The 26,838-nt window shown below is 63.1% G+C and carries 26 protein-coding genes; 8 read left to right on the top strand and 18 right to left on the bottom strand.

What is annotated here, in order from left to right:
- Positions 1–123: 123 nt before the first annotated feature.
- Complete coding sequence (locus LPA34_RS09545) at positions 124–1,089, bottom strand: methyltransferase domain-containing protein (RefSeq protein WP_228977363.1); 966 nt, start codon at positions 1,087–1,089, stop codon at positions 124–126.
- An 85-nt stretch (positions 1,090–1,174) separates the two neighbouring features.
- On the opposite strand from LPA34_RS09545, the gene LPA34_RS09540 reads away from it, so the two are divergent.
- Together LPA34_RS09540 and trmL are read left to right on the top strand one after the other, a co-directional pair.
- On the top strand, positions 1,175–1,966 hold the full coding sequence (locus LPA34_RS09540; RefSeq protein ID WP_228977532.1) for a ComF family protein: 792 nt from the start codon (positions 1,175–1,177) through the stop codon (positions 1,964–1,966).
- A 19-nt stretch (positions 1,967–1,985) separates the two neighbouring features.
- On the top strand, positions 1,986–2,456 hold the full coding sequence (trmL, locus tag LPA34_RS09535; RefSeq protein ID WP_228977362.1) for a tRNA (uridine(34)/cytosine(34)/5-carboxymethylaminomethyluridine(34)-2'-O)-methyltransferase TrmL: 471 nt from the start codon (positions 1,986–1,988) through the stop codon (positions 2,454–2,456).
- On the opposite strand, the gene LPA34_RS09530 is transcribed toward trmL, so the two are convergent.
- The 5 genes from LPA34_RS09530 to LPA34_RS09510 form a co-directional block, all read right to left on the bottom strand.
- On the bottom strand, positions 2,429–2,983 hold the full coding sequence (locus tag LPA34_RS09530) for an O-acetyl-ADP-ribose deacetylase (protein WP_228977360.1): 555 nt from the start codon (positions 2,981–2,983) through the stop codon (positions 2,429–2,431). The genes trmL and LPA34_RS09530 overlap by 28 nt on opposite strands.
- 130 nt (positions 2,984–3,113) lie before the next feature.
- A complete protein-coding gene (locus tag LPA34_RS09525) occupies positions 3,114–4,112 on the bottom strand; it encodes an NAD(P)H-dependent glycerol-3-phosphate dehydrogenase (RefSeq protein ID WP_228977358.1) in 999 nt (332 codons plus the stop codon).
- Positions 4,113–4,133: 21 nt separating this feature from the next.
- Complete coding sequence (gene secB, locus LPA34_RS09520; RefSeq protein ID WP_228977356.1) at positions 4,134–4,610, bottom strand: protein-export chaperone SecB; 477 nt, start codon at positions 4,608–4,610, stop codon at positions 4,134–4,136.
- A 120-nt stretch (positions 4,611–4,730) separates the two neighbouring features.
- Entirely contained in the window at positions 4,731–4,994 is a 264-nt protein-coding gene (gene grxC, locus LPA34_RS09515; protein WP_228977354.1) for a glutaredoxin 3, read from the bottom strand.
- Positions 4,991–5,416, bottom strand: a complete 426-nt coding sequence (locus LPA34_RS09510) for a rhodanese-like domain-containing protein (RefSeq protein ID WP_228977352.1) — start codon at positions 5,414–5,416, stop codon at positions 4,991–4,993. The genes grxC and LPA34_RS09510 overlap by 4 nt, the downstream gene beginning before the upstream one ends.
- Positions 5,417–5,562: 146 nt before the next feature.
- On the opposite strand from LPA34_RS09510, the gene gpmA reads away from it, so the two are divergent.
- From gpmA to LPA34_RS09495, 3 genes are all read left to right on the top strand, one after another.
- Positions 5,563–6,309, top strand: coding sequence for a 2,3-diphosphoglycerate-dependent phosphoglycerate mutase (gene gpmA / locus LPA34_RS09505; RefSeq protein WP_228977346.1), 747 nt, complete (start codon positions 5,563–5,565; stop codon positions 6,307–6,309).
- Between the two features lie 311 nt (positions 6,310–6,620).
- The gene (locus tag LPA34_RS09500) at positions 6,621–8,198 is read left to right on the top strand and encodes a S41 family peptidase (protein WP_228977344.1); all 1,578 of its coding nucleotides are present in this window, start codon (positions 6,621–6,623) and stop codon (positions 8,196–8,198) included.
- 103 nt (positions 8,199–8,301) lie between these two features.
- Positions 8,302–9,060, top strand: a complete 759-nt coding sequence (locus LPA34_RS09495) for a HesA/MoeB/ThiF family protein (RefSeq protein WP_228977342.1) — start codon at positions 8,302–8,304, stop codon at positions 9,058–9,060.
- A gap of 35 nt (positions 9,061–9,095) precedes the next feature.
- On the opposite strand, the gene ptsP is transcribed toward LPA34_RS09495, so the two are convergent.
- The 7 genes from ptsP to LPA34_RS09460 form a co-directional block, all read right to left on the bottom strand.
- Positions 9,096–10,847 (bottom strand): phosphoenolpyruvate--protein phosphotransferase, encoded by a 1,752-nt coding sequence (ptsP, locus tag LPA34_RS09490; RefSeq protein WP_228977341.1) that lies wholly within the window; start codon positions 10,845–10,847, stop codon positions 9,096–9,098.
- A gap of 297 nt (positions 10,848–11,144) precedes the next feature.
- A complete protein-coding gene (locus LPA34_RS09485) occupies positions 11,145–11,414 on the bottom strand; it encodes an HPr family phosphocarrier protein (RefSeq protein ID WP_228977339.1) in 270 nt (89 codons plus the stop codon).
- A gap of 54 nt (positions 11,415–11,468) precedes the next feature.
- A complete protein-coding gene (locus LPA34_RS09480) occupies positions 11,469–11,930 on the bottom strand; it encodes a PTS sugar transporter subunit IIA (RefSeq protein ID WP_228977337.1) in 462 nt (153 codons plus the stop codon).
- 148 nt (positions 11,931–12,078) lie between these two features.
- On the bottom strand, positions 12,079–13,035 hold the full coding sequence (gene gshB / locus LPA34_RS09475; protein WP_228977335.1) for a glutathione synthase: 957 nt from the start codon (positions 13,033–13,035) through the stop codon (positions 12,079–12,081).
- A 109-nt stretch (positions 13,036–13,144) separates the two neighbouring features.
- On the bottom strand, positions 13,145–14,434 hold the full coding sequence (gshA, locus tag LPA34_RS09470; protein WP_228977334.1) for a glutamate--cysteine ligase: 1,290 nt from the start codon (positions 14,432–14,434) through the stop codon (positions 13,145–13,147).
- Between the two features lie 231 nt (positions 14,435–14,665).
- On the bottom strand, positions 14,666–16,156 hold the full coding sequence (locus tag LPA34_RS09465) for an ammonium transporter (protein ID WP_228977331.1): 1,491 nt from the start codon (positions 16,154–16,156) through the stop codon (positions 14,666–14,668).
- A gap of 29 nt (positions 16,157–16,185) precedes the next feature.
- The gene (locus LPA34_RS09460) at positions 16,186–16,524 is read right to left on the bottom strand and encodes a P-II family nitrogen regulator (protein ID WP_006048089.1); all 339 of its coding nucleotides are present in this window, start codon (positions 16,522–16,524) and stop codon (positions 16,186–16,188) included.
- A 405-nt stretch (positions 16,525–16,929) separates the two neighbouring features.
- Between LPA34_RS09460 and LPA34_RS09455 the strand changes: the two genes are divergently transcribed.
- Positions 16,930–17,184 carry an accessory factor UbiK family protein gene (locus LPA34_RS09455; protein ID WP_064267170.1) on the top strand — a complete coding sequence of 85 codons (255 nt, stop codon included), beginning with the start codon at positions 16,930–16,932 and terminating at the stop codon, positions 17,182–17,184.
- A 126-nt stretch (positions 17,185–17,310) separates the two neighbouring features.
- Positions 17,311–18,846 carry a YifB family Mg chelatase-like AAA ATPase gene (locus tag LPA34_RS09450; RefSeq protein ID WP_228977329.1) on the top strand — a complete coding sequence of 512 codons (1,536 nt, stop codon included), beginning with the start codon at positions 17,311–17,313 and terminating at the stop codon, positions 18,844–18,846.
- 330 nt (positions 18,847–19,176) lie between these two features.
- Here LPA34_RS09450 and LPA34_RS09445 read toward each other — a convergent pair whose 3' ends face one another.
- Complete coding sequence (locus LPA34_RS09445) at positions 19,177–19,725, bottom strand: hypothetical protein (protein ID WP_411178890.1); 549 nt, start codon at positions 19,723–19,725, stop codon at positions 19,177–19,179.
- A gap of 273 nt (positions 19,726–19,998) precedes the next feature.
- On the opposite strand from LPA34_RS09445, the gene LPA34_RS09440 reads away from it, so the two are divergent.
- Positions 19,999–20,520, top strand: coding sequence for a TlpA disulfide reductase family protein (locus LPA34_RS09440; RefSeq protein WP_228977325.1), 522 nt, complete (start codon positions 19,999–20,001; stop codon positions 20,518–20,520).
- 152 nt (positions 20,521–20,672) lie between these two features.
- Here LPA34_RS09440 and LPA34_RS09435 read toward each other — a convergent pair whose 3' ends face one another.
- The 4 genes from LPA34_RS09435 to lipA form a co-directional block, all read right to left on the bottom strand.
- On the bottom strand, positions 20,673–22,022 hold the full coding sequence (locus LPA34_RS09435; RefSeq protein WP_228977323.1) for a sigma-54-dependent transcriptional regulator: 1,350 nt from the start codon (positions 22,020–22,022) through the stop codon (positions 20,673–20,675).
- Positions 22,023–22,049: 27 nt separating this feature from the next.
- On the bottom strand, positions 22,050–24,044 hold the full coding sequence (locus LPA34_RS09430) for a sensor histidine kinase (RefSeq protein ID WP_228977321.1): 1,995 nt from the start codon (positions 24,042–24,044) through the stop codon (positions 22,050–22,052).
- 4 nt (positions 24,045–24,048) lie between these two features.
- A complete protein-coding gene (locus LPA34_RS09425) occupies positions 24,049–25,335 on the bottom strand; it encodes a dicarboxylate/amino acid:cation symporter (protein WP_228977319.1) in 1,287 nt (428 codons plus the stop codon).
- Between the two features lie 490 nt (positions 25,336–25,825).
- A complete protein-coding gene (gene lipA / locus LPA34_RS09420; protein ID WP_228977317.1) occupies positions 25,826–26,830 on the bottom strand; it encodes a lipoyl synthase in 1,005 nt (334 codons plus the stop codon).
- Positions 26,831–26,838: the final 8 nt, after the last annotated feature.

The following is a 26,838-nucleotide window of genomic DNA, read 5'->3' as shown; positions in this document are numbered from 1 at the left end:
CCACAAGCAATGCACTATCGGCTTGCAAGCCAGTAGCGACAAGCTTCTGCGCCGTTTTGACGCACCTCGTTGACGTCTTTTGCAGTGGTAATTTCAGACATAACAGATGTCATCTTTACCGCATCACCGATTCTTCGATGAACCTCGTCCGATGTCCTCGATCCGCACGATGCCATGGCCCTCGGCCGTGGTCCGCGGCACTGCTTTCCACGCGTGTCCGTAGATGACTTCGAAGGTGAGCGCGATCGTGCCGTCGGGCCGCCGGCGGGCTTCGAGCGCCGACAGTAACGCCTTGTGCAGACGCCTTGACGTGCCCGGCGAAGCGGTTTCGCGCTCAAACGGGTAGGCGCCCCAGCGGCGCACATCCTCGAGCAGCGACTCCGGCGACTTGTAGGTGATGGTAAGCACTTCCTGATCCATGACCGGGATCTCGAATCCGCTCTCGACGAGCATGTCGCCGAGATCGTGCATGTCGACGAAGTCGATTACATGCGCGCGCGAACTCACGCCGTGCGACGCCTCGACTTCGGCCCACGCACCCCGCAATTCCTTGAGCGTGTCGGGACCGACCGTGCTGAACATCAGCAGACCGTTCACCTTCAGCACACGTTGCCACTCGGGAAAGACGAGGTCGGGACGCGAATGCCAGTGCAGGGCGAGGTTGGACCAGACGAATTCGAACGCGCCATGCGCGAACGGCAACGCCGAGAAATCGGCCTGCGCGAAACGCGGACCGCGCGCGCCGAGCGCCTTGCTGATCGATGCCGGCAGAAAGCGTCGCCAGGTGGTGTCGCCGGCGTCGTGATGCAACGCGCGGCGCAGCATCGCGTGCGACAGGTCGGTACCGAATACCGGCGCTTCGGGGAACCGCTCGCGCAGCAGGGGAAGGTCGTCGCCCGCGCCGCAGCCTGCATCGAGCACGCTCGCCGGACTCATCTTGATGAAATCGAGACGCTCGCGCATGCGTTGCGCGATTTCGCGCGGCAGGAACGCGACTTCGTCGAAAGTCGCGGCGCGGCGATCGAAAATCCGTCGCAAGCGCCGCGAATCGTAGGCCGGACGGCTGGTTTTGGCGGAAGTTGGGGGCATGGCGGTCGAACGGACGAAGAGTGCGAAGTATACTCGCTCGCTCCCTTTGCTTCAGTGCAGGAGGCCTTTGCGGGCACATTCAGCCATGCCGGTCACGTTCGTTTCCCCGTCGTCGCGAGACCGTTTCGCGATCGTCTCGCGTCAGGTCCGCTCCCTCTGCCAGCAGGTGGCTGCGTTCGCGTTGCCGACACTTTGCGGGCTATGCGGCAATTTGTCGCAGCGAACGTTATGCGATGGCTGCGACGCGGCGTACTGGAACGAAGCGCGTCTGCGCTGCACGGTCTGCGCGATTCCGCTCGCGGCGTCGGTGCGGCGGAGCAGCCAGAAGCGCGACCGGTATCGCTGCGGCGATTGCGTTACCGCGCCGCCCGCATTCGACGCGACCTTCGCGCTCGCCGATTATCGTGCGCCGCTCGATTCGCTGGTGCTTGGGCTGAAGTTTCGCGCGCGGCTCATGCTGGCTCGCGAGTTCGGCGAACGGCTCGCGCACCTCGCACAAGATTCGCTCGACGCCGGCTCGCGCCCCGAGGTGATCGCGCCCGTCCCGCTCGCACGCCGCCGGCTGGTCGCGCGTGGATACAACCAGGCGTGGGAAATCGCAAAGCCGCTCGCAGATGCACTGGAAATACGGCGCGATGCGACGCTGATCCGGCGCATCATCGATACCGCGCCGCAGTCGCGGCTCGATCTCGACGCGCGGCGCGGCAACGTCGGGCACGCGTTTGCCGTGGCAAAACCCGTGGAAGGATTGCATGTCGGAATTGTCGACGACGTGATGACCTCGGGCGCCACGCTGGAAGCCGTCGCGCGTACGCTCAGGCAGGCAGGCGCACGACGCGTCACGTGCTTCACCGCGCTGCGCACACCGAAAAACTAGTTTCCAACCTGTTCAAACCATGTTCAACGTCGTTCTCGTCGAGCCCGAAATTCCGCCGAATACCGGCAACGTGATCCGCCTGTGCGCGAACACCGGCGCGCGGCTGCATCTGATCGAACCGCTCGGTTTTCCGCTCGACGACGCGAAGATGCGCCGCGCCGGCCTCGACTATCACGAGTACGCGCAGATGCATGTGCACGCCAGTTGGGACGCGTTCATCACCGCCGAATCGCCCGATGCCGCGCGCATGTTCGCGTTCACGACGCGCGGCTCGGGGCGCTTTCACGATCATGCGTTTCTGCCGGGCGACTGGTTCGTGTTCGGCGCCGAGACACGCGGGCTGTCCGATCATGTGTTGTCGCAATTCGCCGGCGAACAGCGTGTGCGTTTGCCGATGCGTCCTGACAACCGCAGCCTGAACCTGTCGAATACCGTCGCTGTGGTCGTGTTCGAAGCGTGGCGTCAGGCAGGTTTCGAAGGCGGCGCCTGACGATCGTTGTCCAGTTCGGTTTCGTATAGCCGGAACATCGCATCGTCGAAGCAGGCGAACGTCATGTGTCGGATCGAGCCGGGCGTTTGCCGCAAGGATTCGATCACCGTGCTCACGGCAATCCGTACCGCCTGCTGCGCAGGGAAGCGATAAACACCACAACTGATGGCGGGAAACGCGATGCTCGCGCAATGCGTGTCTTGAGCGAGTTCCATCGAACATCGATAGCAGGAGGCAAGCAGTTCCGCCTCGCCGTGGCCGCCACCGCCCCATACCGGGCCCACTGCGTGAATCACCCGTTTCGCTGGAAGTCCGTAGCCAGCGGTGATCTTCGCATTGCCCGTGGCGCAGCCGCCGAGCGTCTCGCATTCGCGTAAAAGTTCGCGCCCCGCCGCACGATGGATCGCACCATCGACGCCGCCTCCGCCCAGCAATGACGTGTTCGCCGCGTTGACGATCGCATCGACGGCGAGCGTCGTGATATCGACGACCCGCGCTTCGAGCCTGCATTGACCGATCGAGAGCATGGCAACCTCCGTATCCGGACGCCTGTCTTCATGTGGACAACGCGGTAACGCAGCGGTTCGGAACCGCGCCTGGGAATGGAGAGAAAGAAGCGAATGTCCAGCGTCGGAAACGCGACGCCGGACGCCGAAACTATTCGGCCTTCGAATCGCGGCGTAAAAGCGCGCTGACCGCATCGCGTGGCGCGATACCGTCGAACAGCACGGCGCAAACCGCCTGCGTGATCGGCATGTCGATGGCATGCGCGCGGGCGATGGCCAGCACCGCCTGCGCGCATCGCACGCCTTCGGCCACATGACCGAGGCCACCGAGAATATCGTCGAGCGGGCGACCCGAGGCGAGTTGCACGCCCACTGTCCGATTGCGGGACAGATCGCCTGTTGCGGTAAGAATCAGGTCGCCGAGACCCGTGAGACCCGTGAACGTTTCCGCCCGGCCGCCAAGCGTCACGCCGAGCCGCGACATTTCCGCGAGCCCACGCGTGATCAGCGCCGCACGTGCGTTGAGACCGAGGCCGAGGCCATCCGAAATGCCCGTTGCGATGGCGAGCACGTTCTTGACCGCGCCGCCGACTTCGACACCGACGAGGTCCTCGCCGGTATAAATGCGCATCGCGCCGTGATGAAACGCCGCGACCGTGCGCTCGCGGCACGCGGCCGCGCCGCTCGCCACCGTCAACGCAACCGGCAGCCCCTGCCCGACTTCACGCGCGAAGCTCGGCCCGGACAACACACCGTTGCTCGTGTGTCCCGCCAGTTCCGCCGCGACCACCTGATGCGGCAACAACTGCGTATCCGCCTCGAAACCCTTGCACAGCCATACGACGTGCGCGGGCACGCTGCCCGCATCGCGCATCGCGCGAAACAGCCCGCGCAATCCGGCGACCGGTGTCGCGACAACGCACAACGCATCGTCTGCCGCGCAATGCGCGAGCGCTGCCTGAAGATCCGCTTCGTAGCGAAGCGCGGACGGTAACGAAACGCCCGCCAGATAGCGGGCGTTTCGTTGCGTCGAGGAAAGGTCGGCAATGAGCGCGCTGTCACGCGCCCAGAGCACCGTATCGTGCCGCGCGGCCAGATGGCCCGCGAGCGCGGTGCCCCATGCGCCCGCGCCGAGAACGGCGACCTTCATGCCCGGCACTGGACGCGTCCCTTAATGGGTCTGGGTCGCGTTGCCGTTGGGCACGCCGTCCTGGCCGCCGAGCTGCGCGAGGCGTTGCTCGTAGAGCGCCTGGAAGTTGATTTCGGCGAGGTGGATCGGCGGGAAGCCCGCGCGCGTGATCGCGTCGGCGATGTTCGAGCGCAGGTACGGGAACAGGATCGTCGGGCATGCGATGCCGACGAGCGGATCGATCTGTTCCGCCGGGATGTTGCGGATGTCGAAAATACCTGCCTGCTTGGCTTCGATCAGGAACGCGACCTTGTCCTTGACCTTGGCGGTGACCGTGCCGGTCACGAGGATTTCAAAGACCGTGTCGGCGAGGCGCTCAGCCTTCACGTCGACTTCGACTTCGACCGACGGCATGTCCTGTTCCAGGAAAATGGCCGGCGAGTTCGGCTGCTCGAGCGACATGTCCTTCAGGTAAATGCGCTGGATGTTGAAGAACGGCTGGTTGTTCTCGTCAGACATGATTGAATGGTTCCTGGATAAATTCATGACGGCGGGCCATCGCCGATGGTCCGCCGGATTTTTGGGTAAGCCGCGTCAAAGTGCCGTGACTCGCCGGTCAAGGCGATGCGAGCTGCTACGTTACGCGACCGCTTCGAGCAGCGGCGCCAGACCGCCCGCGCGATCGAGCGCGGAAAGATCGTCGTAACCGCCAACATGCGTCTCGCCGATGTACACCTGCGGCACTGTCCGCCGCCCGGTGCGCGTCATCATTTCCTGACGGCGGGCCGGGTCTTTGTCGATGAGCACTTTTTCAACGTGCTCGACGCCGCGCGACTTTAAAAGACGTTCGGCCATCTGGCAATACGGACACACCTGCGTGCTGTACATGATCACTTTGTTCACTTCGCAACTCCTTGTTTCACGACCGGCATGCCGGCCTGCTGCCAGGCGTTGAGCCCGCCCTGCAACACATGGACTTCGGCGTAACCCGCATCCTGAACGACGCGCACCGCCTTGTTCGACTGCTGGCCGGTCTGGCACACCAGCAGCACCGGGTTGCTCTTGTTCTTCACGAGCGGGCCGATTTTCGCCTGCAAGCCTGCGAACTCGATGTGACGCGCCGACGGAAGATGACCTTTATTGAAATCCTCGGTGGAACGAAGGTCGATGACCACGGCATTGCGCCGGTTGATCAGTTGCGTGGCTTCGGCAGCGGAAAGGCCGCCGCGGCCGCGCCGGATGATCGCCGGCCACAGGAGCAACGCCCCGGAGATGAGGGCAATCGCGATGAGTACAAGGTTTGTGTAATCGGTGAAAAACTTCACGGAAAATCCGCCGAAAAAGAGAGAAATCGGAAAGGGCAATCTTCCCATTATAAAATAACCGCCTGACGCGATGGCGGCGACCCGTCCGGCCCCCTGCGAATGACCCGCCAGCGTGCTTTACCGCTTCCTTACTACCGACCGGCACCATGTACAAACTCGTTCTCATCCGCCACGGCGAATCGACGTGGAACAAGGAAAACCGATTCACCGGCTGGGTCGACGTCGACCTGACCGAACAGGGTAACCGCGAAGCGCAGCAGGCGGGCGTGCTGCTGAAGGAATCAGGCTACACGTTCGACATCGCGTACACGTCGGTGCTCAAGCGCGCCGTGCGCACGCTGTGGCACGTACAGGACCAGATGGACCTGATGTACCTGCCGGTCGTCCATTCGTGGCGGCTGAACGAGCGTCACTACGGTGCGCTGTCGGGCCTCAACAAGGCCGAAACGGCGGCGAAATACGGCGACGAACAGGTGCTGGTCTGGCGCCGCAGCTATGACACGCCGCCGCCCGCGCTCGATCCGTCCGACGACCGCACGGCCTACAACGACCCGCGCTACGCAAAGGTTCCGCGTGATCAGTTGCCGCTCACCGAGTGCCTGAAAGACACCGTCGCGCGCGTGCTGCCGGTGTGGAACGAGTCGATTGCACCCGCCATCAAGTCGGGCCGCAAGGTGCTGATCGCCGCGCACGGCAATTCGATCCGCGCGCTCGTGAAGTATCTCGACGGCATCTCGGATGCCGACATCGTCGGGCTGAACATTCCGAACGGCGTGCCGCTCGTGTATGAACTCGACGAGAACCTGAAGCCGGTCAGGCACTACTACCTCGGCGATGCCGACGCGATCGCGGCAGCACAGGCCGCTGTTGCGAAGCAGGGCAAGGCGGGCTGAACACCACCTGGCCGGCAATGCCGGGAGACAGACGGCGCGTGCCCCGGCAAGAACTACCGGGCACGCGCCGTTCAGCAATCGAGGTGGGCCAGCTGGCATCCGGGCAGGCCGCCTGGCCGGTTGACTGTTACCGCACATTACTTCGCGATCCGGGCATCGTTGTGACGAACCTGCTGCATCTGCCGCTGTCGAATTCCCGAAAGCCGATTATCTGCCCCATACACTTGCGCACTTGCTGCACGGGTGTGCAGTTATACTTGTCCGTCCCATCTCTTTGACGCTGCCACGCGCATCCGACCGCACCAGACTCTATGCGAAAGAACCTGAAAAATATCGGCCTGATCGTCGCGGGCCTTGCTACTGGCGTTTTTGCCACCCTGCAGCTTTCCGCTTCGGCCCAGCAAACCGCGACCACGCCACTGCCACTTGACCAGCTCCGGCTCTTCGCCGAAGTCTTCGGGCAGATCAAGCATGAGTATGTCGAGCCGGTCGACGACAAAAAGCTGCTCACCGCTGCCATCAAGGGCATGGTGTCGAGCCTCGACCCGCACTCGTCGTATCTCGACAAGACCGATTACGAGGAACTGCAGGAACAGACCAAGGGCCGCTTCGCCGGTCTTGGCATCGAGATTTCCTCGGAAGATGGTTTGATCAAGGTGATCTCGCCGATCGAGGACACGCCTGCGTTCCGCGCCGGCATCCGTCCAGGCGACCTGATCACACGCATCAACGACAAGCCGGTGCGCGGCATGACGCTCGATAAAGCCGTCAAGCAGATGCGCGGCGAGCCGGGCACGAAGGTCACCCTCACGATCTTCCGCAAGACCGACGACCGCACGTTCCCGCTCACCGTCACGCGCGCCGTGATCCGCGTGCAGAGCGTGAAGATGAAGATTCTCGCGCCGGGTTATGCATACATTCGCATTACGAGCTTCCAGGAACGCACCACGCCTGATCTCGCCGCGAAACTGCAGGACATCGCGCGCCAGCAGCCGAACCTGAAGGGCTTCGTCCTCGATCTGCGCAACAACGGCGGCGGTCTGCTGCAGAGCGCGGTCGGCGTTGCCGGCGCGTTCCTGCCGCCGGATTCGGTCGTGGTGTCGACCAACGGCCAGATTCCGGATTCGAAGCAGGTCTACCGGGATACCTACGATAACTACCGTCTGCCTTCGTTCGACGGCGATCCGCTGAAGAACCTGCCGCCAATCTTCAAGACGGTACCGATGATCGTGCTGACGAACGCGTATTCGGCGTCGGCGTCGGAAATCGTCGCGGGTGCGCTGCAGGATCAGCATCGCGCGCTGATCGTCGGCAAGACGACGTTCGGCAAGGGTTCGGTGCAAACGGTGCGTCCGATGACCGCCGATACCGCGCTGCGCCTCACCACGGCGTACTACTACACGCCGAGCGGCCGTTCGATCCAGAACAAGGGCATCCGCCCGGACATCGCGGTCGATCAATACGCCGAAGGCGATCCGGACGACGCACTCGTGACGCGTGAAGTGGATTACTCGAACCACCTCGCGAACACGCAGGATCCGAACGAGAAGAAGGAACAGGAACAGCGCGAAAACGAGCGCATGGACCAGTTGCGTCAGCTCGAGGAACAGAACGACAAGAAGACGCCGGAACAGCGTCAGAAGGATCGCGATCGCAAGCCGGTCGAGTTCGGTTCCGCCGACGACTTCATGTTGCAACAAGGCCTGAACAAGCTGGAAGGCAAGCCGGTTCAGGAATCGAAGTCGGTGACCGAGCGCCGTCTCGCGCAGAACAAGCCGCCTGCATCGGCTTCGGCGCCCGTCGCCGTGAAGCCGGCTCAAGCCGTTACGCCGGGGGCGTCGAGCCCGGCACCGGCTTCCGCACCGGCGCCCGCTTCGCAAAGCAACTAACGTTTCATGTCTCATCGGCCTTCGCAGCTTCGGCTGCGAAGGCCGTCTCTCTCGTCAGTGCGCCCGCGCGATTAAAATAACCACAACTACGACGCGCCCCGCCATGAACGACGACCAGCTCCTCCGCTATTCCCGCCACATTCTTGTCGATGAACTCGGTATCGAGGCGCAGCAGCGCTTTCTCGACGCGCACGCGGTCGTCATTGGCGCGGGCGGCCTTGGGTCGCCCGCGGCGATGTATCTGGCGGCGGCAGGTGTCGGCACGCTAACGCTCGTCGATGCCGATACGGTCGATCTCACGAACCTGCAGCGGCAGATCCTGCACGTCACGGCTTCGGTGGGTCGCCCGAAAGTCGAATCGGGCCGCGACGCCATCGCGCAACTGAACCCCGACGTGAAGGTGAACGCGGTCGCCGCACGCGCCGACGACGCCTGGCTCGACGGGCACGTGTCGCTCGCGACGGTCGTGCTCGACTGCACCGACAACTTCGCGACGCGCCATGCGATCAACCGGGCATGCGTGCGGCATCGCGTGCCGCTCGTGTCCGGCGCGGCGCTGCGCTTCGACGGTCAGATCAGCACGTTCGATTTTCGCGACGAAGCGTCGCCCTGCTACGCGTGCGTGTTCCCCGAAGACCAGCCGTTCGAGGAAGTCGCATGTTCGACGATGGGGGTTTTTTCGCCGACGGTCGGCATCATCGGCGCGATGCAGGCCGCCGAGGCGTTGCGCGTGATCGCCGGCATCGGCACGCCGCTCGTCGGGCGTCTGATGATGCTCGACTCAATGCGCATGGAGTGGAACACGATGCGCATCGCGCGTCAGCCGGATTGCCCCGTCTGCGGCGACACGCATCGCGAATAACATCGCGCGGCCCGCCTGGGCCGCTTATTAACCGCTCAGGCCGCGGCGACACGCCTGAGTGCTGCCTGAACTTCCTCCGGCTCGAACGAAGCGAGCACATCCGCAACGGGCTTTTCGAGCGTCTTGAGGTTCGAGCGCAACACTTCCTGTTTGACGACCAGCAGCTGGCTCGGATGCATCGAGAACTCGGTGAGCCCCATGCCGAGCAAAAGACGCGTCAGCGTCGGATCGCCCGCCATTTCACCGCAGACCGACACCGGCACACCCGCGCGTTTCGCCTCGCGCAGCGTGAGCGCGATCAGATGCAGCACGGCCGGATGCAGCGGGTCGTACAGGTGCGCCACCGCGTTGTCCGCCCGATCGATGGCAAGCGTGTACTGGATCAGATCGTTCGTGCCGATCGACAGGAAGTCGAGTCGCTTCAGGAACAGCGGCAACGCAATTGCCGCAGCCGGAATCTCGATCATCGCGCCGACACGGACGTTCGGATCGTAGACAAGGCCCGCGTCGTCAAGCTGACGTTTGGCTTCGCGGATCAGATCGAGCGTCTGGTCGATTTCCTGCGCGTGCGCGAGCATCGGAATCAGGATCTTCACCTGACCGAACGCCGACGCGCGCAGGATCGCGCGCAGCTGCGTGAGGAACATCTGCGGCTCGGAAAGGCTCCAGCGGATCGCACGCAGCCCCAGCGCCGGGTTCGCGGCCGTTTCGTACCCGTCGCCACCGCCCATCGAATCGAGCGGCTTGTCGGCGCCTACGTCGATCGTGCGGATCGTCACCGGCAGGCCGTTCATGCCTTCCACCGCGCGACGATAAGCGTCGAACTGCTCTTCTTCCTGCGGCAGGTGCTGCTTGTGGTTCATGAACAGGAATTCGGTGCGGAACAGACCGACGCCTGTCGCGCCCGCCTCGAGCGCGGCGTGCGCGTCGTCAGGCAATTCGATGTTCGCGCAAAGTTCGATTTTCGTGCCGCACAGCGTTTGCGTCGGCGAAAACTTCAGACGTTGCAGCTTGCGTTGTTCCAGCGCCTTTTCGCTCTGACGGTACGAATATTCTTCCAGCACGATCGGCGCCGGATCGACGATCACGATGCCATGGTCGCCATCGACAATGATCAGGTCGTCCTGCCGGATCAGCGCACTCGCCTGCTGCACGCCGACGGTCGCCGGAATGCCGAGACTGCGCGCGACGATCGCCGTGTGCGACGTACGGCCGCCCAGATCGGTGACGAAACCCTGGAACGTCTGCGTCTTGAACTGCAGCATGTCGGCGGGCGCGATGTCATGCGCGACGACGATCATTTCATTGCACGCTCCGTGCACGGCGTCGCCGAGCGTCGAGGTCGACGCGCCCGCGAGCGCCTTCAGCACGCGCTCCACCACCTGCTCGATGTCGGCTTTGCGCTCGCGCAGATATTCGTCTTCGATGTCGTCGAAATGGCGTGAAAGGCGTTCGAGCTGCTCAGTGAGCGCCCATTCGATGTTGTAGCGGCGCGTGCGGACGAGGTCGATGGTTTCCTGCACGAGCATTGCGTCGTTCAGGATCATCGAGTGGACGTTGATGAATGCACCCATTTCGCTAGGTGCGTCGGCGGCAAGGTCGGCACGCAATGCGTCGAGCTCGGTATGGACGAGTTGCTGGGCCGTGCGAAAGCGCTCGATCTCGCCCTCGATCTGGGCGTGCTCGATCAGATAGTGGTCGACGTCGAGTGCAGCCGGGGCGATCAGATAGGCCCGCCCGATGGCGATACCGCGTGACACGGGAATTCCATGCAGCGTGAACGACACGCGCACCTCCTCTAGTTGTGTGATGCCGCGGCAAACCGCTGCAATGCTCTCAGACCCCGAGGTTCATTATAAATTCCGCACCTTCAGATGACTGCGTGCAGTGCAGCAATACTGAATCTTCGTAAACGATCTGACGCGCGTCTTTCTGAAAACCGGCAGGGCAGGCTGATCGTGCCACACATCGGCGATATTCGTGATGTCACGAGGCGATGGCCGATTGTGGCGGGCCAAAAAAAGCCGCGTCAAAACGCGGCGTTTTCCTGTAGCTGTCCGGTCAATGCCAGCAAATCGCGCGGATTATTGACCTTCGCCGAACTTGTCCGCAATCAGTTTCAGCAATGCATCCATTGCCTCGGTTTCGTCTGAACCTTCGGTTTCGATCGTCACCGTGCTGCCGATGCCCGCTGCGAGCATCATCACGCCCATGATGCTCTTCGCGTTGATCCGGCGACCGTTGCGGCTCATCCAGATCTCCGCCTGAAAATTACCCGCCAGTTGCGTCAGTTTCGCCGACGCGCGCGCGTGCAGGCCAAGCTTGTTCACGATTGTCGTTTCTTTTTGCAGCATCTGGTCTTCCGGAGCGCGGGTTGAAAGTGAGGGAATGAAGCGGGTGTGACGAGGTCAGACGGGATCTGCTCCGGGCACCTGCACGGGCAGACAAACCGGATCGACCTTCGCCGCGGCCGGTATCGGCGTACCCGGAACAATCGTATGAATACCTTTTGTCGCGCCGGCGATTGCCTTGTCGACCAGCGTGTCGAGAGGCGTCGCACGATAGCAGACGGCGCGCACCAGCATCGGCAGATTGACGCCCGCCAGCACGCGCACATCCGGCAGCGTGGCCAGACGCGCGGCGATGTTGGCCGGTGTCGCGCCGAATACGTCGGTCAACACAAGCGCACCGTTGTCTTCCCTTAGCCGCTCGATCTCGGCGTACGCGAACGCGATGACTTCGGGAGGATCGCAGTCGGGCATGACGTCGATCACGCCGATGCGGGCGGGCAAGCCGCCATATATGTGGGCAATACACTCCCGCAGCGCGGTGGCGAGCGGAGCATGCGCAACAATCAGAATGCCAGCCATGTCAGTGTTACAGCAAAAAACGGCTTGAGAACGGGAGAACGGGATTGTAACAGCACCATTTTCCCGCTTTCGGCGCCTCCGTGCAGGCGACGCGCCGGTCCTTCCGCCGCCCGCCTGCCGGGTCTGTCGCGCCCGTCCCGCGCGCCGTTCAGCCGGCGGCGCGCTCCAGCGCATCGATGAACATGCCGGCGACATCGAAGCCTGTCTGCTCCATGATCTCGCGAAAGCACGTCGGGCTCGTAACGTTCACTTCAGTCAGCCAGTCGCCGATCGCGTCGAGTCCGACCAGCAACAATCCGCGGGCGGCGAGCACCGGGCCGAGCGCACCGGCGATTTCGGAATCGCGCGCGGTCAACGGCTGCGCGACGCCCAGCCCGCCAGCCGCCAGATTGCCGCGCACCTCGTTGCCCTGAGGAATCCGCGCCAGCGAATACGGCACCGGCTGGCCGCCGATCAGCAGAATGCGTTTGTCGCCCGTCTTGATCTCGGGGATGAACTTCTGCGCCATCACCGAGCGTGCGCCATCGTGGCTCAACATTTCGATAATCGAGCCGAGGTTCATGCCGTCCGCCTTCACACGGAACACGCCCATGCCGCCCATGCCGTCGAGCGGCTTCAGGATCACGTCGCCATGTGTGTCGTGAAATGCGCGCAGACGTGCCGGATCGCGCGTGACCAGGGTGGGCGCGACGAATTGTGGAAACTCGCCGATCGCGAGTTTTTCCGAGTGATCGCGGATCGACTGCGGCTTGTTGAAGATCCGCGCGCCGCCGCGTTCCGCCAGTTCCAGCAGCCACGTCGACGTGACGTATTCCATGTCGAACGGCGGGTCCTTGCGCATGATCACGGCGCCAAAACTCTTGAGCGAACGTGCCGCGGCCGGATCGGCGGCGTACCACGTGTCGCGCTTCAGATCCGCACCGTCGCCGACAATCGCAAAGCGCCGCGCATTCGCCTCGACATCGCCGCCCGTCCACGCCAGATGCTGCGGCTCGCACGCATGCAGCGTGTGCCCGCGCCGCGCGGCTTCGGCCATCATCGCGTAGGTCGAATCCTTGTAGATCCTGAAGCGGTCGAGCGGGTCGGCGATAAAGAGAATATCCATGAAGGTCCTGGTGCGCCCGTGCGGGCGTTGCGTTGATCAGGTCGATCAAGTTGATCGTTCAAAGCGCGCGGACGACGCTTGCCGCGCCGCGCGCCTGCATGTGGAAAGCCTAGACCTGGATCGCTTCCGGATCCGTCTTTTCGAGTTCCACCGATGCGGCCAGCAGCCCGAGCCGCGCGACCACGCCGTACATATAGAAGCGGTTCGGCGGCGCCGCGCCCGGTTTGGCGTGCGCGTCGGGCAGCGCCGTGTGTTCGAAACCGAGCGGCACGAAGTGCATGCCGGGCGCGTTCAGGTTCTGGTCGCGCTCACGGCTACCGTGCACACGATAGAAACCGCCGACCACGTACCGGTCGATCATGTACACGACCGGCTCCGCGACTTCCTCGCCGATGCGCTCGAACGTGTACACCCCTTCCTGAACGATCACGTCGTGCACTTCGAGGCCGTCTTTCGTGGTCGCCATCTTCGCGCGCTCGCGCTTGGTGAGCGCCGCGACTTCCGATGCGTCGTGCACGGTCATCACGCCCATGCCATAGGTGCCGGCGTCCGATTTGATGACGACATACGGCCGTTCGGTGATGCCGTACTCGCGATACTTCTTCGCGATTTTCTTCAGCACGCCGTCGATCGCATCGGCCAGCGCTTCCTCACCGGTGCGCGCCTGAAAATCGACGCCTTCGACGTGCGCGAAGTACGGGTTGATCATCCATGGATCGATCTCGACCAGCTTCGCAAACTTCTTCGCCACGTCGTCATAACACGAGAAATGCGTCGATTTGCGACGTACGGCCCACGCGGCGTGCAGCGGCGGCAGCAGATACTGTTCGTGAAGATTTTCCAGCACAGGCGGGATGCCGCCTGACATGTCATTGTTCAGCAGAATCGAACAGGGATCGAAATTCTTCAGTCCGAGGCGACGCTGCGAGCGTTCGAGCGGTTCGATCACGAGCTTCTGTCCGTCGGACAACGCGATCGTCACCGGTCCGGCAACGTTTTCATCGAGCGTGCCGAAGCGCACGTTCAGGCCGGCCTGACGCATGATCGTCGCGAGCCGCGCCACATTCTCCAGATAAAACGCGTTGCGCGTGTGACGCTCGGGAATCACGAGCAGGTTCTTCGCGTCCGGGCAGATCTTTTCGATCGATGCCATCGCGGCCTGCACGGCGAGCGGCAGCGTTTCCTGCGGCAAATTGTTGAAGGCGCCGGGAAACAGGTTCGTATCGACCGGCGCGAGCTTGAAACCCGCGTTGCGCAGATCGACCGAACAATAGAACGGCGGCGTATGTTCCTGCCATTCGAGGCGGAACCAGCGTTCGATGGCGGGCGTCGCGTCGAGGATCTTCCGCTCGAGGTCGAGCAGCGGGCCGTTTAACGCCGTAACTAGGTGCGGAACCATTGATCACTCGCAGACTGGAGAAAAAAGATTGTAGAGCAAATGCCCAGCCCATTTGGGGATGGTTTCTCCAATCGCAAGTTTCGCTGCGGATGCATTCCGGCTATCGCATCGATAGCCAGCAGTCTGTGCTGTTTTCGGGATGAAACGGAAATGGTCTGATAAAGAAAAAAGCCCGCCGTGAGGCGGGCCAAAAGTCGCTGTTGCCTGTTCCTTGCGGAATAACCTCTCGCGTTATTCCACGTGTTCGCCATGCAGTACCACGTCGAGGCCTTCGCGTTCTTCTTCTTCCGTCACGCGCAGACCGATGACCATATCGATGATCTTCAGCAGGATGTAGCTCATCACGCCACTGTAGATCAGCGTCGTCAGAACGCCCTTGGCTTGCAGAATAACGCTGCCGTCCGCGCCGCCGATGTCCTTGACCGCGAACACACCCGTCAGCAGCGCACCCACGATACCGCCGACGCAGTGCACGCCGAACGCGTCGAGCGAGTCGTCGTAGCCGAGCTTGTGCTTGAGCCATGTTGCCGACCAGAAACAGACCACGCCAGCCACCAGACCGATCACGAGCGAACCCGTCACGCCGACGAAGCCCGATGCCGGCGTAATGGCCACGAGACCCGCCACGGCACCCGACACGATACCGAGCACCGAAGGCTTGCCCTTCGCGATCCATTCAGCAAACATCCAGCTGAGCGCAGCCATGGCCGTTGCGACCTGCGTCGTCAGCATCGCGAAGCCGGCACGACCGTCAGCCGCCACTGCCGAACCTGCGTTGAAGCCGAACCAGCCCACCCACAGCATGGCGCCACCGATCAGCGTGAGCGTCAGGTTGTGCGGCGCCATGGCTTCCTTGCCGTAGCCCACGCGCTTGCCGAGCACCAGACAGCACACCAGACCCGCGATACCGGCGTTGATGTGAACCACCGTGCCGCCTGCGAAGTCAAGGATGCCGGCGCTAGCCAGCCAGCCCGTCGGTTCCCAGACCATGTGCGCGATCGGCGAATAGACGAGGATCGACCACAGCGTCATGAACACGAGCATCGCCGAGAACTTCATACGGTCTGCGAAGGCGCCCGTGATCAGTGCCGGCGTGATGATCGCGAACGTCATCTGATAGACGAAATAGACCGTTTCGGGGATCGTCGGCGCCAGATGGCTGACTGTCAGCGTCGTGGCCTTGTCGCCCTTGATGTAGTTCATGCCCGTGAGAAACACGCGCGAGAAACCACCCAGGAACGAGCCGCCCGGCGTGAACGCGAGGCTGTAGCCGACGACGGTCCAGACGATCGTCACGACGCAGGTGATCGCGAAGCTTTGCATCAGCGTCGCGAGCACGTTCTTCTTGCGGACCATGCCGCCGTAGAACAGCGCCAGGCCCGGGATCGTCATGAACAGCACGAGCGCGGTGGAGGTCAGCATCCAGGCGGTATCGCCCGAGTTGATCTTCGACGAATCGACCGAGAACGGTGCGCTCGGTGCTGCCGGAGCAGCGTCAGAAGCGGCGGCCGGCGCCGGTGCGGCGGAAGCATCGGCTGCGGGTGCGGCGGATGCTTCTGCTGGGGGCGCGGCCGAAGCGTCCGGAGCCGGCGCGGCGGCCGTCGTATCCGAAGCGACAGCCGATGCTGCTGCGGGCGCGGACGCATCGTCCGCGAGGGCGGCCCCGATTCCACCCGCCATCAGCGAGCCGGCCACCAGCAAGGACATCAATAATTTGCGCATCTCTATTTCCTCTTGTCGCTGTTTTTTTGTTACAGGGCGTCCGCGCCGGTCTCCCCGGTACGAATCCGGATCACCTGTTCGATCGGCGTGACAAAAATCTTGCCGTCACCAATCTTGCCGGTGCGCGCGGCACGTTCGAGGGCCTCGATCGCCTGATCGACGATGTCGTCCGAGACGGCTGCCTCGATCTTCACCTTCGGCAGGAAATCGACGACGTACTCTGCGCCGCGATACAGTTCGGTATGACCCTTCTGACGCCCGAAGCCTTTCACTTCGGTCACCGTGATGCCTGAGACGCCGATGGCCGACAAGGCTTCGCGCGCCTCATCGAGCTTGAACGGCTTGATGATTGCGGTAATGAGTTTCATGAAATCCTCGCTGTGGTTGCTAAACCTTGTGTGCGTATGCCGTTGCGTCGACTAGCGGGCACTCCCGAAACTGCGTCGATGCGCCACCGGCAAATCTGCCCGGCAGAGCGCGCGGGGCAGTAAGAGCAACTCGCATGCCATGTTGAAATGCGGAGAACATCGCGGCCGCGCGCAGAACGTTTGCGCGCCGCTTCCCTGGCCGGACAGCCAACGTTGTGGGGCCACGGTGGCGCGAGCGGTAGATCGTTGCTAGAGTGTCCGCAGGCTCTACGGACCGGACCGCACCAAAGGCGCACATCCAGTCAGGAGGCGAGACTGCACATGCACCACATTCGACCATCAGTCATCGAAGGGCACAGACGTAACGACTCATGCACATTTTTTGTGCAACCAAGGGGAACACATATGAAACAACCGAACGACGTCTTCAACGATTTCCAGGCGCGAATGAGCGACCTGCTGAAGAACTCGCCGGCGAAGGACGTTGAAAGGAACGTGAAGGCGATGCTGTCGCAAGGCTTTTCGAAGCTGGATCTCGTCACGCGCGAAGAATTCGACACGCAAACCCAGGTGCTGGTACGCACGCGCGCCCGCCTGGAAGAGCTGGAGCGCCGCGTGGCCGAGCTCGAACAGAAGCTGCCGGTCACACAGACACCGTGAACATGGCGTGAACTGAACTGGATTGAGCATCACCGGCAAGCGCGCCGCGTCGTCTCACCAGCATTAGCGTTTTAGCGTTTCAGATGGCGGATGCGCGCAAGGCGCGCCGCCTGACGGGGAGAAAACATGTCGCTTGCCGTGGTGCGCAGTCGCGCGCCGGCCTCTGGCCGCGCGCCCGAAGTAACAGTCGAGGTTCACCTCGCCAACGGATTACCCTCATTTTCCATCGTCGGCCTGCCCGACCTCGAAGTGCGCGAAAGCCGCGAACGCGTGCGCGCCGCGCTGCAGAACTGCAACTTCGACTTTCCCGTCCGGCGCATCACCGTCAATCTGGCGCCCGCCGATCTTCCCAAGGAGTCCGGCCGCTTCGACCTGCCGATTGCGCTCGGCATTCTCGCGGCGAGCGGACAGATTCCCGTCGATTCCCTGAACCAGCGCGAGTTCGCGGGCGAACTCTCGCTCACCGGGGCGTTACGGCCGATGCGAGGCGCATTCGCCATGGCGTGCGGCACGGCGCGCGCGGGCGCGCAGTCGGAACGCACGCCCGAGCTGTATTTGCCGGCGGGCAGCGCAAACGAGGCGGCGCTCGTGCCGGGCGTCGATGTCTATGGTGCGCACGACCTGCCCTCGCTCTGTGCCCATCTGGCCGGTGAGCCGGATCAGCGGCTGTCGCCGGTGCTTGTGCCTGAAGTGCTGCCCGGCGAGGCCGCCGCGTATCCGGACATGGCGGAAGTGATCGGCCAGCGCGGCGCGCGACGCGCACTCGAGGTCGCGGCGGCGGGTGGCCATCACGTCCTGATGGTGGGCCCTCCAGGCGCGGGCAAATCGATGCTGGCCGCGCGCCTGCCGAGCCTGTTGCCGCCCATGACCGATGACGAGGCACTCGCTTCCGCCGCGCTGCTTTCAGCAAGCGCTTCCGGATTTTCGCCGGCCCACTGGCGCAAGCGCCCGTTTCGCGCGCCGCATCACTCTTCGAGCGCGGCCGCACTTGTTGGCGGACGCAATCCGCCGCAACCCGGCGAAATCACGCTGTCGCATCTCGGCGTGCTGTTCCTCGATGAGATTCCCGAGTTCGATCGCCACGTATTGGAAACGCTGCGTGAACCGCTTGAAGCCGGGCGCATCACGATTTCGCGCGCCGCGTTGCAGGCGGATTTTCCGGCGGCCTGCCAGCTGATTGCCGCGATGAATCCGTGCCCGTGCGGCTGGCGCGGCGATCCGAACGGTCGCTGCCGCTGCACGCCCGAAATCGCCGGGCGCTATTTGCGCAAGCTGTCGGGGCCGCTACTCGACCGGATCGACATCCAGATCGAGATCCCCGCGCTGACACCTGCCGAGTTGTCCGCCCGCGCCGCGGAACCCGCCGAAACGAGTGCGATGATCGCGGAACGGGTGAGCGCGGCACGCGACCGGCAACTACGCCGGCAGGGCAAGACCAACCGTGAACTGAGTGGTCGCGAAGCCGATCAGGTCTGCCGGCCGGGCGCGGCGGGCGAGGCGTTATTGCGCGAGGCTGGCGAACGTTTTGGCTGGTCTGCGCGCGCCTATTACCGTGTCCTGAAAGTGGCGCGCACGATCGCCGACCTGGCTGACGCCGACATGCCGGATGCGGGCCAGATCGCGGAAGCGATCCAGTACCGGCGCGCGTTCGCGCTTTTATAAAGCAAAAAAACAGCTGTCAAGACTTGACTTATGCACACGCCTGCGTTCCGGACACCTTTTGATACATTTGAAAGGTGTCCGGAAGAGATTTTGTCAAACACCTTGATTCAATTGAGTTTTTTGATTTGCCGAGATCGCGGGCAAACTAACAGCAAGCCCACAGGACGGGCCTGTGCGCGACAACAAACAGAGTTTTCAACAATGTTATCCACAGGTCCTGTGGGTAACAAAAAAAGCCTCATGAAATCCGGCGATTAGCGCCGTCTTCTGCGAAGGAACTTTCACTGCACTGATGCGCGACAAATGCGAACAGGAGCAATTTCTTCCGCTTCAATAAAGTTTGAAGGACTGAAAAAACTGGTCGAGCTGCTCCACCGGCAGTTCGCGATCTGCGATGACGGCGGCCTGGTACACATGCCGCCCATGCACAACGAGTCGCGCATGCAGCGTCCGCGCTTCCTGTTGCGGGCCGGCCTTGCCGCTGAAGGCCATTTCAAGGCCGGGTACCTGCCCGCCCGCCGCCAGTGGAATCTGCGTCGCGTTGGATTCCGGCGTTGCCCCCAGATTGCGCGCGAGGCCGGTGCGCAGGAAGTCGAGCGCGGCCTGCTGCATTTGCGGGTCGTCGTCCGGCAGCATGACCGTGCCGATTGCGAACACAGCGTGGCCGGCCTCGGCGGTCTGCATGCTCATCTTCATCTGCGTACCGCCGATGTCGATCGTGCGCTCGTCGGTGTCGGGTTTGGCCGGAAGATCGACGGTGTAGCCGTTGTCGTTGTTCATGATCGTGCGCCAGTCATACGTCGGCGAACACGCGATCAGGACCGCGCCGGCAATCAGCGCGCCGACAGCGACGCGAACCACTCGCGACAGGTCGAGCACGGTATGTGCAATAGAGCGGGACGCAAAACGGGGAGCAAAGCGGCGGGAGAGCTGGGACAGGCTGAACGCTGATCGATGCATGTGACAGTTTATAAGTGCGGAAATCAGGGTAAACGGCGGAAACAAACCGTCATTATCCGCTGTCGGGCGGCGTCCTGCCGCCGGGCAAGTTTGACGCTACAATACAGAGATAACGAGGCTGCAGATTGCATGCGGCTTACGCCTTTCGCATTTCCGCGCGCCTGCGCGCTCCTGAGGTCCTGAGGTCCATTTATGAGCCCCACTCCAGATTCCCGCCGCGCCAGCCCGGTTCGCTACATCGCGATCGCGGTCGTCGCCGGTGCGATCGCGACTGCCGGTTACTTTGCGTTCGGCAGCCAGCAACATGTGCCGGATGCAACGTTCACGCTGCTGTCCGGCCAGAAAGTATCGACCGCCGATCTGAAAGGCAAGGTCTATCTGGTCAACTTCTGGGCGACGAGTTGCGACACCTGCATGAAGGAAATGCCGCAGATGGTCAACACGTACAACCGCTACAAGGGCAAGGGCCTCGAGTTCGTCGCAGTGGCGATGAATTACGACGCGCCGATGTACGTGGCGAACTACTCGCAAACGCGCCGGCTGCCGTTCAAGGTCGCAATGGACGACGGCTCGGCCGCGAAGCAGTTCGGCAATGTCCAGCTGACCCCGACGACGTTCCTCGTCGATCGTAATGGCAAGATCCTGAAGCGCTATGTCGGCGAGCCTGAGTTCGGCGAGCTCGACAAGCTGCTCGACAAGGCGCTGGCAACCTGATCGCCCGGTACGCGCGACGACATAAAGAACTTCACGTCGTCGTCGCGCTTTAACTTCCTTCGCCTCAACGTACTCCCGGCCTCATCCCGAAAGCCCCACGGTGCATTCCGGTACGGGTCTGCGTCCATTCGCGACGCATCGCGCATTCAGCCTCACCGCTCGTTTTCACCCCGCGCCGTCAGGCCATATCGCTTGATCTTTTCGTAGAGTGTCGCCTTGCCCAGTTGCAGGCGATCCGCGGCCATCGACACCACGCCGCCCGTCTGCTCCAGTGCCTCCGCTATCACCGTCCGCTCGAATTGCTCGACGCGCTCCTTGAGCGATTGCGTCGTGGCGTCGTCCGCCGAAGATCCGACGGTCTCGTCGGCGACGCCGAGCACGAAACGGTCCGCGGCATTACGCAGCTCGCGGACGTTGCCGGGCCACTCGCGCTGCATGAGGCTCGTACGCTGACGGTCGGTGAGAATGGGTGCCGGCCGCTGATAGCGCACCGCGGCGCCAAGCAGGAAATGCTCGAAGAGCGGCAGGATGTCTTCGCGACGCTCGGACAGCGGCGGCAGCGCGATCGTCACCACGTTCAGCCGGTACAGCAGATCGCGCCGGAAGGTGCCCGCCGCGACGTGGTCGGTCATCTCGCCCTTCGCCGCCGCGACCACGCGACAGTTCACACGCACCGGCTGGTTCGAGCCGAGCCGCTCCAGTACGCCGTCCTGCAGCACGCGCAGGAGCTTCACCTGCAGCGCGAGCGGCATGCTTTCCACTTCGTCGAGAAAGAGCGTGCCGCCTGAAGCGTGTTCGAGCTTGCCGATCCGGCGTCTGGCCGCGCCGGTAAATGCGCCGGGCTCGTAGCCGAACATCTCCGACTCGAACATCGGTTCCGGCAACGCGCCGCAATTCACCGCAATAAATGGCTTGTCGCGCCTCGGCGACAGATCGTGCAGGCTGCGCGCGATCAACTCCTTGCCGGCGCCCGTGTCGCCGTTGATCAGCACGGAGGCGTCCGTCGGCGCGACGTTCGCAATCAGCCGCCTGACCTGCTCGATCGCGGGACTGCGCCCGATGATGCCCGGCGTCAGCGTGTCCTGGCCCGCCAGTTCCCGCCGCAACGCCAGATTCTCCAGAACGAGCTTGCGCCGCTCGAGCGCGCGTCGCACGGTTTCGATCAGACGCTCCGAAGCGAACGGCTTTTCGATGAAATCGTACGCGCCATCGCGCATCGCCTGCACGGCCATCGAGATATCGCCGTGACCGGTGACGAGGATCACGGGCACGTCGGGCGCGCGCTCCTGGCATTGCGCGAGCAGGTCGAGCCCGCTCGCGCCCGGCAGACGGATATCGCTCACGATCACGCCAGGGAAATCCGCGCGAATCACCCGCGCGGCGGATTCGGCCGACGCGTGTCCCGTGACGTCGAAGCCGGCCAGTTGCAGACTCTGAACGCTCGCGCGTCGCACGAGTTCGTCGTCTTCGATGTAGATCACCTGCAAACCACTGTTACTCATAGCATTGCCACCTGAAGCCATCTGAATTCATGAACCGGACGCCACGGCCGGGACCGAATGCACCTGTGCGCGCCGCAGCGTCAGCACGAACATCGCGCCGCCATCCGGCGCGTTACGTGCGACGAGCGAGCCGCCGCAGTCGCGCGCAATCGACGACGAAATCGCCAGACCCAGCCCCAGACCCTGGCCCATTTCCTTCGTCGTGAAAAACGGTTCGAAGAGGCGCGGCAGCACATCGTCCGGGATACCGGGGCCGTTGTCATGCACGACAATCAGCAGCGTCGCCTCACCCACCTCGATATCGATCTCGATGCGCGGCGACGGCAGGCCGGTCACCACGTCGAGCGCGTTCGCGAGCAGGTTGATCAGCACCTGTTCGAGCCGCAGATCGTCGCAGTTCGCGACGAGCGCCGGATGTTCGTCCGCGATCTCGAAGCGCTCCGTGCGACCGGTACTGGCATCGGTCAGCGACAGCCGCACCGTTACGTCCTGCAGGCGCTTCTGTAACAGCGCCAGCACGTTACGTAACGCGCGCGCGACCGGCGCGCGCGCGCCGCGCGGCCGCGCCCGACCGACGAACAGCTTCAACTGGTTGGTGATCTTGCCCATGCGCTCGGTCAGCGATGCTATCGCTTCGAGATTTTCGCGCGCGGACACCTGGTCGCCGCGTTCGAGCAGCACACGCGTGTTGTCCGAAAAGCCACGCAGCGCGGCAAGCGGCTGGTTGAGTTCGTGCGTGATGCCGGCCGCCATCTGGCCAAGGGCGGCAAGCTTGCTCGTCTGGATCAGTTCTTCGTGCGCCGCGCGTAGTTCCAGCTCGGCGCGCGTCCGTTCGGCGACTTCCTTCTGAAGCTGCTCGTTGGCCTGCGACAGATCGGCTGTGCGTTCAGCGACGCGCTGGTTCAGTTCCGCATACGCCTTTTGCAGCAGCGCGCGGCTGCGCATCACTTCGCGAACGCGCGCGCGGCGCATGCGCCAGTAGAACGCGAGAAGACACAGCGACACGTAGCAGAGGCCCGTCACGATCGATGCGTTGCGTGCGTCGGCGTTGACCGGATCGATGGGTGCCATCGTGATCAGATGCCAGTCGGGCTCGCCGATCCCGCGCCGGGTCGCCAGAAACCGTTGCGCGCCGCGTCCGCCGCCGACGCGCACAATCTGCGCGCCGCCTTCCAGCGTGCGCTCGATCGTGACGGGCAGCGCCGCGATCGGCTGCTGCGCGTATTGCCGCGTCTGCCAGATCACATCGGCAATCGCTCCCGACAACGGCCGCACCGTGTGATATTTCCATGCCGGCACGGACGACAGAAAGATCACGCCGTGATCGTCGGTCACGACGAGCGGCTCGGATGCGTCGGCGCCCTGCAGCCATTCGAGACTCAGCTTGACGACCGCGACGCCGACAATGCGTCCGTCGCGCATCACCGGCTGCGAAATGTAGTACCCGGGATCGTGCGACGTCGTGCCGATGCCAAAAAAGCGCCCGACGCCGCCTTTCATCGCATCGATGAAATACGGCCGGAACCGATATTCCGCGCCGACGAAACTGTCGGCGCCGCCGTCCCAGTTGCTCGCCGCAACGCAGATGCCGTCCGCGCGGATGATGTACGTCGCGGTTGCCCGCGCGCGTTGATTGAGGTCTTCGAGATAACGGTTCGCGCGCTCGACCAGAACCGGGCTGGGCGCGTCGAGGACTTCCTGGACGAATGGATGACTTGCCAGCAGGTAAGGCAACGATTCGTAGCGATCGAGCGTGCTTTTCAGCGTGCCCGTGGTGCGATCGACGCGCACCGCGGCGTTGCGCCGCAGCGTGTCGATGCCGTGTCGCCAGGTAATCGTCCATGTGAGACCGCACGCCGCGATGAGCCCGGCGGCGAGCGCAACGAGGATCAGCAGACGGCGCGTCACGGTAGCGATTTCCAGTCCGGTGTGCGGAGGAGTGGGATCGACTATTGTGGCATACCGTGACGCGTCGCCCGCCGGTTGGGCGGACGGCAGCGCGGAGCGCGCCGCCGTCTTCATGACATCAGGCTTCGGCCGTTTCGCGATCGATGACAGGCGTCTCGCCGCGAATCACCGAATTCAGCTTCGCGCGGTCCAGTTCCTTCTCCCACGCTGCCACGACAACCGTTGCCACGCCGTTGCCGACGATGTTCGTCAGCGCGCGGCATTCGCTCATGAAGCGGTCAATGCCGAGAATCAGCACCATGCCCGACAGCGGGATCGTCGGCACGACAGCGAGCGTTGCGGCCAGCGTGATGAAGCCGGCACCCGTCACGCCGCTTGCGCCCTTCGACGTCAGCATCGTGACGGCGAGCAGCGTGAGCTGCTGGCCCCACGTCAGATCGATGTTGGTCGCCTGCGCGATGAACAGCACGGCCATCGTCATGTAGATGTTCGTGCCGTCCAGATTGAACGAGTAGCCCGTCGGCACGACGAGACCCACCACCGAGCGCGAGCAGCCGAGCTTTTCCAGCTTCTGCATCAGTTGCGGCAGCGCCGCTTCCGACGAGCTCGTGCCCAGCACGATCAGCATCTCTTCCTTGATGTACGCGACAAAACGGAAGATGTTGAAGCCCACGAGGCGCGCGATGGTGCCGAGCACGACGATCACGAACACCACCGACGTCAGATAGAACGTGCCGATCAGCTTGAGCATCGGAATCAGCGAACCGATGCCGTACTTGCCGATGGTGAACGCCATCGCGCCGAACGCGCCGATCGGCGCCAGCTTCGTGATGATGCGCACGATGCCGAACAGCACGTGCGACAGGCCGTCGATCAGGTTCGTCACGACCTTGCCCTTCTCGCCGGCGGTGGCGAGCACCGAGCCGAACAGCAGCGCGACGAGCAGGATCTGCAGGATTTCACCTTGCGCGAACGCCGACGAGATCGTGTTGGGGATGATGTGCATCAGGAATTCGACGGTGCTCTGGCCGTGCGCCTTGGCGGCGAACGACGCGACCGACGCGCTGTCGAGCGTCTTCGGATCGATGTTGAAGCCGGAGCCCGGCTTCAGTACGTGCGTGGCGATGAGGCCCAGCACCAGTGCGAACGTCGAGACGATCTCGAAGTACAGAAGCGCCTTGCCGCCTACGCGCCCGACCTTCTTCATGTCTTCCATACCGGCGATGCCGGTCACGACCGTGCAGAAGATGATCGGGCCGATCACCATCTTGATGAGCTTGATGAAGCCATCACCGAGCGGTTTCATGTCGACGCCGAGCGTCGGCCAGTAGTGGCCGAGCGCGATCCCGATCAGGATCGCGACGATCACCTGGACGTACAGCACTTTATGGATGGGTTTTTTCACGAAGCTGTCTCCTTGCTCTAGTTTGTCGGGCCGTGGTGGCCACGGCTTCTGTTTTGCAAGGTCAGTGCCAGCGTGGCATCGCTCGATGGCCGTTGATTTATATAGGATTTTTCGCAGAGCGAGGCAACGCGTGTCCGGATTTCCGGAAATCCGGAATCCGTCCGTCGGAGAATCCGGACGCACACCCACCCCGATGGAGACGAAATCCGGGTTGCAGCCTGTCGAGGGCGAGGGTTAAAGGACAGGCCATCCGGTCTATTGCGACGCCGGAATGTCAAACCTGATCGACGCAACCATCGCCAACACCGCGGCGCCACACCAGAAATTTGCCGTCGTGGGCGGCATTCTAGCTGTCGCCGTGACGGTCATCGGAATGAAGTTCTTCCCCAGGCAGCGTTTGCCCTATCCAGCCGTTGCAACGCAACGCGACACAAAAAAGCCCGCAACATTTTGCGGGCTTTTTATCAGCACAAACGGAAAACCTTCAGACTCAAACCACGCCGGCCTCATGCGCCTGCACGTCCGCGTGATAGCTGGAGCGCACCATCGCGCCCACGGCGGCATGCGTGAAGCCCATCTTGTATGCTTCTTCCTCGTACATCCTGAAGGTATCGGGATGCACGTACGAACGCACCGGCAAGTGGTGCTCCGACGGCTGCAGATACTGGCCGATCGTCAGCATGTCGACGTCGTGCGCGCGCAGATCGCGCATCACCTGAAGAATTTCTTCTTCGGTTTCGCCGAGACCCACCATCAGGCCAGACTTCGTCGCGACGTTCGGATGCAGCGCCTTGAAATCCTTCAGCAGCTTCAGCGAATGCGCATAGTCCGAACCCGGACGCGCTTCCTTGTACAGGCGCGGCACCGTTTCGAGATTGTGGTTCATCACGTCGGGCGGCGCGGCATTCAGAATGCCGATCGCGCGGTCCAGACGGCCGCGGAAATCCGGCGTCAGGATTTCGATGCGCGTTTCCGGCGAAAGCTCGCGCGTCTGACGAATACATTCGACGAAGTGCGCCGCGCCGCCGTCGCGCAGATCGTCGCGGTCGACGCTCGTGATCACCACGTATTTCAGCTTCAGCGCCGCGATCGTGCGAGCCAGATTAGCCGGCTCTTCAGTGTCGAGCGGATCAGGACGGCCGTGACCAACGTCGCAGAACGGGCAACGGCGCGTGCACTTGTCGCCCATGATCATGAAGGTCGCCGTGCCCTTGCCGAAGCACTCACCGATGTTCGGGCAGCTCGCTTCTTCGCAGACGGTGTGCAGGTTGTGCTCGCGCAGGATCTGCTTGATCTCGTGGAAACGCGAGTTGCCGGTGGCGGCCTTGACGCGAATCCAGTCCGGCTTCTTCAGCTTTTCGATCGGAATGATCTTGATCGGAATGCGCGCGGTCTTGGCCTGCGCCTTCTGCTTCGCGGTGGCGTCGTAGGCTGCGGGCGCCGGGACGGCGTCGGTGGCGGGAGTGCCGGCGAGGTTCGCGGTAACGTCAGTCATTCGTTCGA

Origin of the sequence: Paraburkholderia gardini, assembly GCF_907164575.1 — a bacterium.
GTDB lineage: Bacteria > Pseudomonadota > Gammaproteobacteria > Burkholderiales > Burkholderiaceae > Paraburkholderia > Paraburkholderia gardini.
Note: the sequence above shows the minus strand (reverse complement) of the source record. Positions and strands in the feature narration are given on the sequence as shown.

Excerpts from the sequence above, each read along its gene's own strand:
- LPA34_RS09545 (WP_228977363.1), bottom strand. The coding sequence starts at position 1,089 with ATGCCCCCAACTTCCGCCAAAACCAGCCGTCCGGCCTACGATTCGCGG.
- LPA34_RS09540 (WP_228977532.1), top strand. The coding sequence starts at position 1,175 with ATGCCGGTCACGTTCGTTTCCCCGTCGTCGCGAGACCGTTTCGCGATC.
- trmL (WP_228977362.1), top strand. The coding sequence starts at position 1,986 with ATGTTCAACGTCGTTCTCGTCGAGCCCGAAATTCCGCCGAATACCGGC.
- LPA34_RS09530 (WP_228977360.1), bottom strand. The coding sequence starts at position 2,983 with ATGCTCTCGATCGGTCAATGCAGGCTCGAAGCGCGGGTCGTCGATATC.
- LPA34_RS09525 (WP_228977358.1), bottom strand. The coding sequence starts at position 4,112 with ATGAAGGTCGCCGTTCTCGGCGCGGGCGCATGGGGCACCGCGCTCGCG.
- secB (WP_228977356.1), bottom strand. The coding sequence starts at position 4,610 with ATGTCTGACGAGAACAACCAGCCGTTCTTCAACATCCAGCGCATTTAC.
- gpmA (WP_228977346.1), top strand. The coding sequence starts at position 5,563 with ATGTACAAACTCGTTCTCATCCGCCACGGCGAATCGACGTGGAACAAG.
- LPA34_RS09500 (WP_228977344.1), top strand. The coding sequence starts at position 6,621 with ATGCGAAAGAACCTGAAAAATATCGGCCTGATCGTCGCGGGCCTTGCT.
- LPA34_RS09495 (WP_228977342.1), top strand. The coding sequence starts at position 8,302 with ATGAACGACGACCAGCTCCTCCGCTATTCCCGCCACATTCTTGTCGAT.
- LPA34_RS09485 (WP_228977339.1), bottom strand. The coding sequence starts at position 11,414 with ATGCTGCAAAAAGAAACGACAATCGTGAACAAGCTTGGCCTGCACGCG.
- LPA34_RS09480 (WP_228977337.1), bottom strand. The coding sequence starts at position 11,930 with ATGGCTGGCATTCTGATTGTTGCGCATGCTCCGCTCGCCACCGCGCTG.
- gshB (WP_228977335.1), bottom strand. The coding sequence starts at position 13,035 with ATGGATATTCTCTTTATCGCCGACCCGCTCGACCGCTTCAGGATCTAC.
- gshA (WP_228977334.1), bottom strand. The coding sequence starts at position 14,434 with ATGGTTCCGCACCTAGTTACGGCGTTAAACGGCCCGCTGCTCGACCTC.
- LPA34_RS09465 (WP_228977331.1), bottom strand. The coding sequence starts at position 16,156 with ATGCGCAAATTATTGATGTCCTTGCTGGTGGCCGGCTCGCTGATGGCG.
- LPA34_RS09460 (WP_006048089.1), bottom strand. The coding sequence starts at position 16,524 with ATGAAACTCATTACCGCAATCATCAAGCCGTTCAAGCTCGATGAGGCG.
- LPA34_RS09455 (WP_064267170.1), top strand. The coding sequence starts at position 16,930 with ATGAAACAACCGAACGACGTCTTCAACGATTTCCAGGCGCGAATGAGC.
- LPA34_RS09450 (WP_228977329.1), top strand. The coding sequence starts at position 17,311 with ATGTCGCTTGCCGTGGTGCGCAGTCGCGCGCCGGCCTCTGGCCGCGCG.
- LPA34_RS09440 (WP_228977325.1), top strand. The coding sequence starts at position 19,999 with ATGAGCCCCACTCCAGATTCCCGCCGCGCCAGCCCGGTTCGCTACATC.
- LPA34_RS09435 (WP_228977323.1), bottom strand. The coding sequence starts at position 22,022 with ATGAGTAACAGTGGTTTGCAGGTGATCTACATCGAAGACGACGAACTC.
- LPA34_RS09430 (WP_228977321.1), bottom strand. The coding sequence starts at position 24,044 with ATGAAGACGGCGGCGCGCTCCGCGCTGCCGTCCGCCCAACCGGCGGGC.
- lipA (WP_228977317.1), bottom strand. The coding sequence starts at position 26,830 with ATGACTGACGTTACCGCGAACCTCGCCGGCACTCCCGCCACCGACGCC.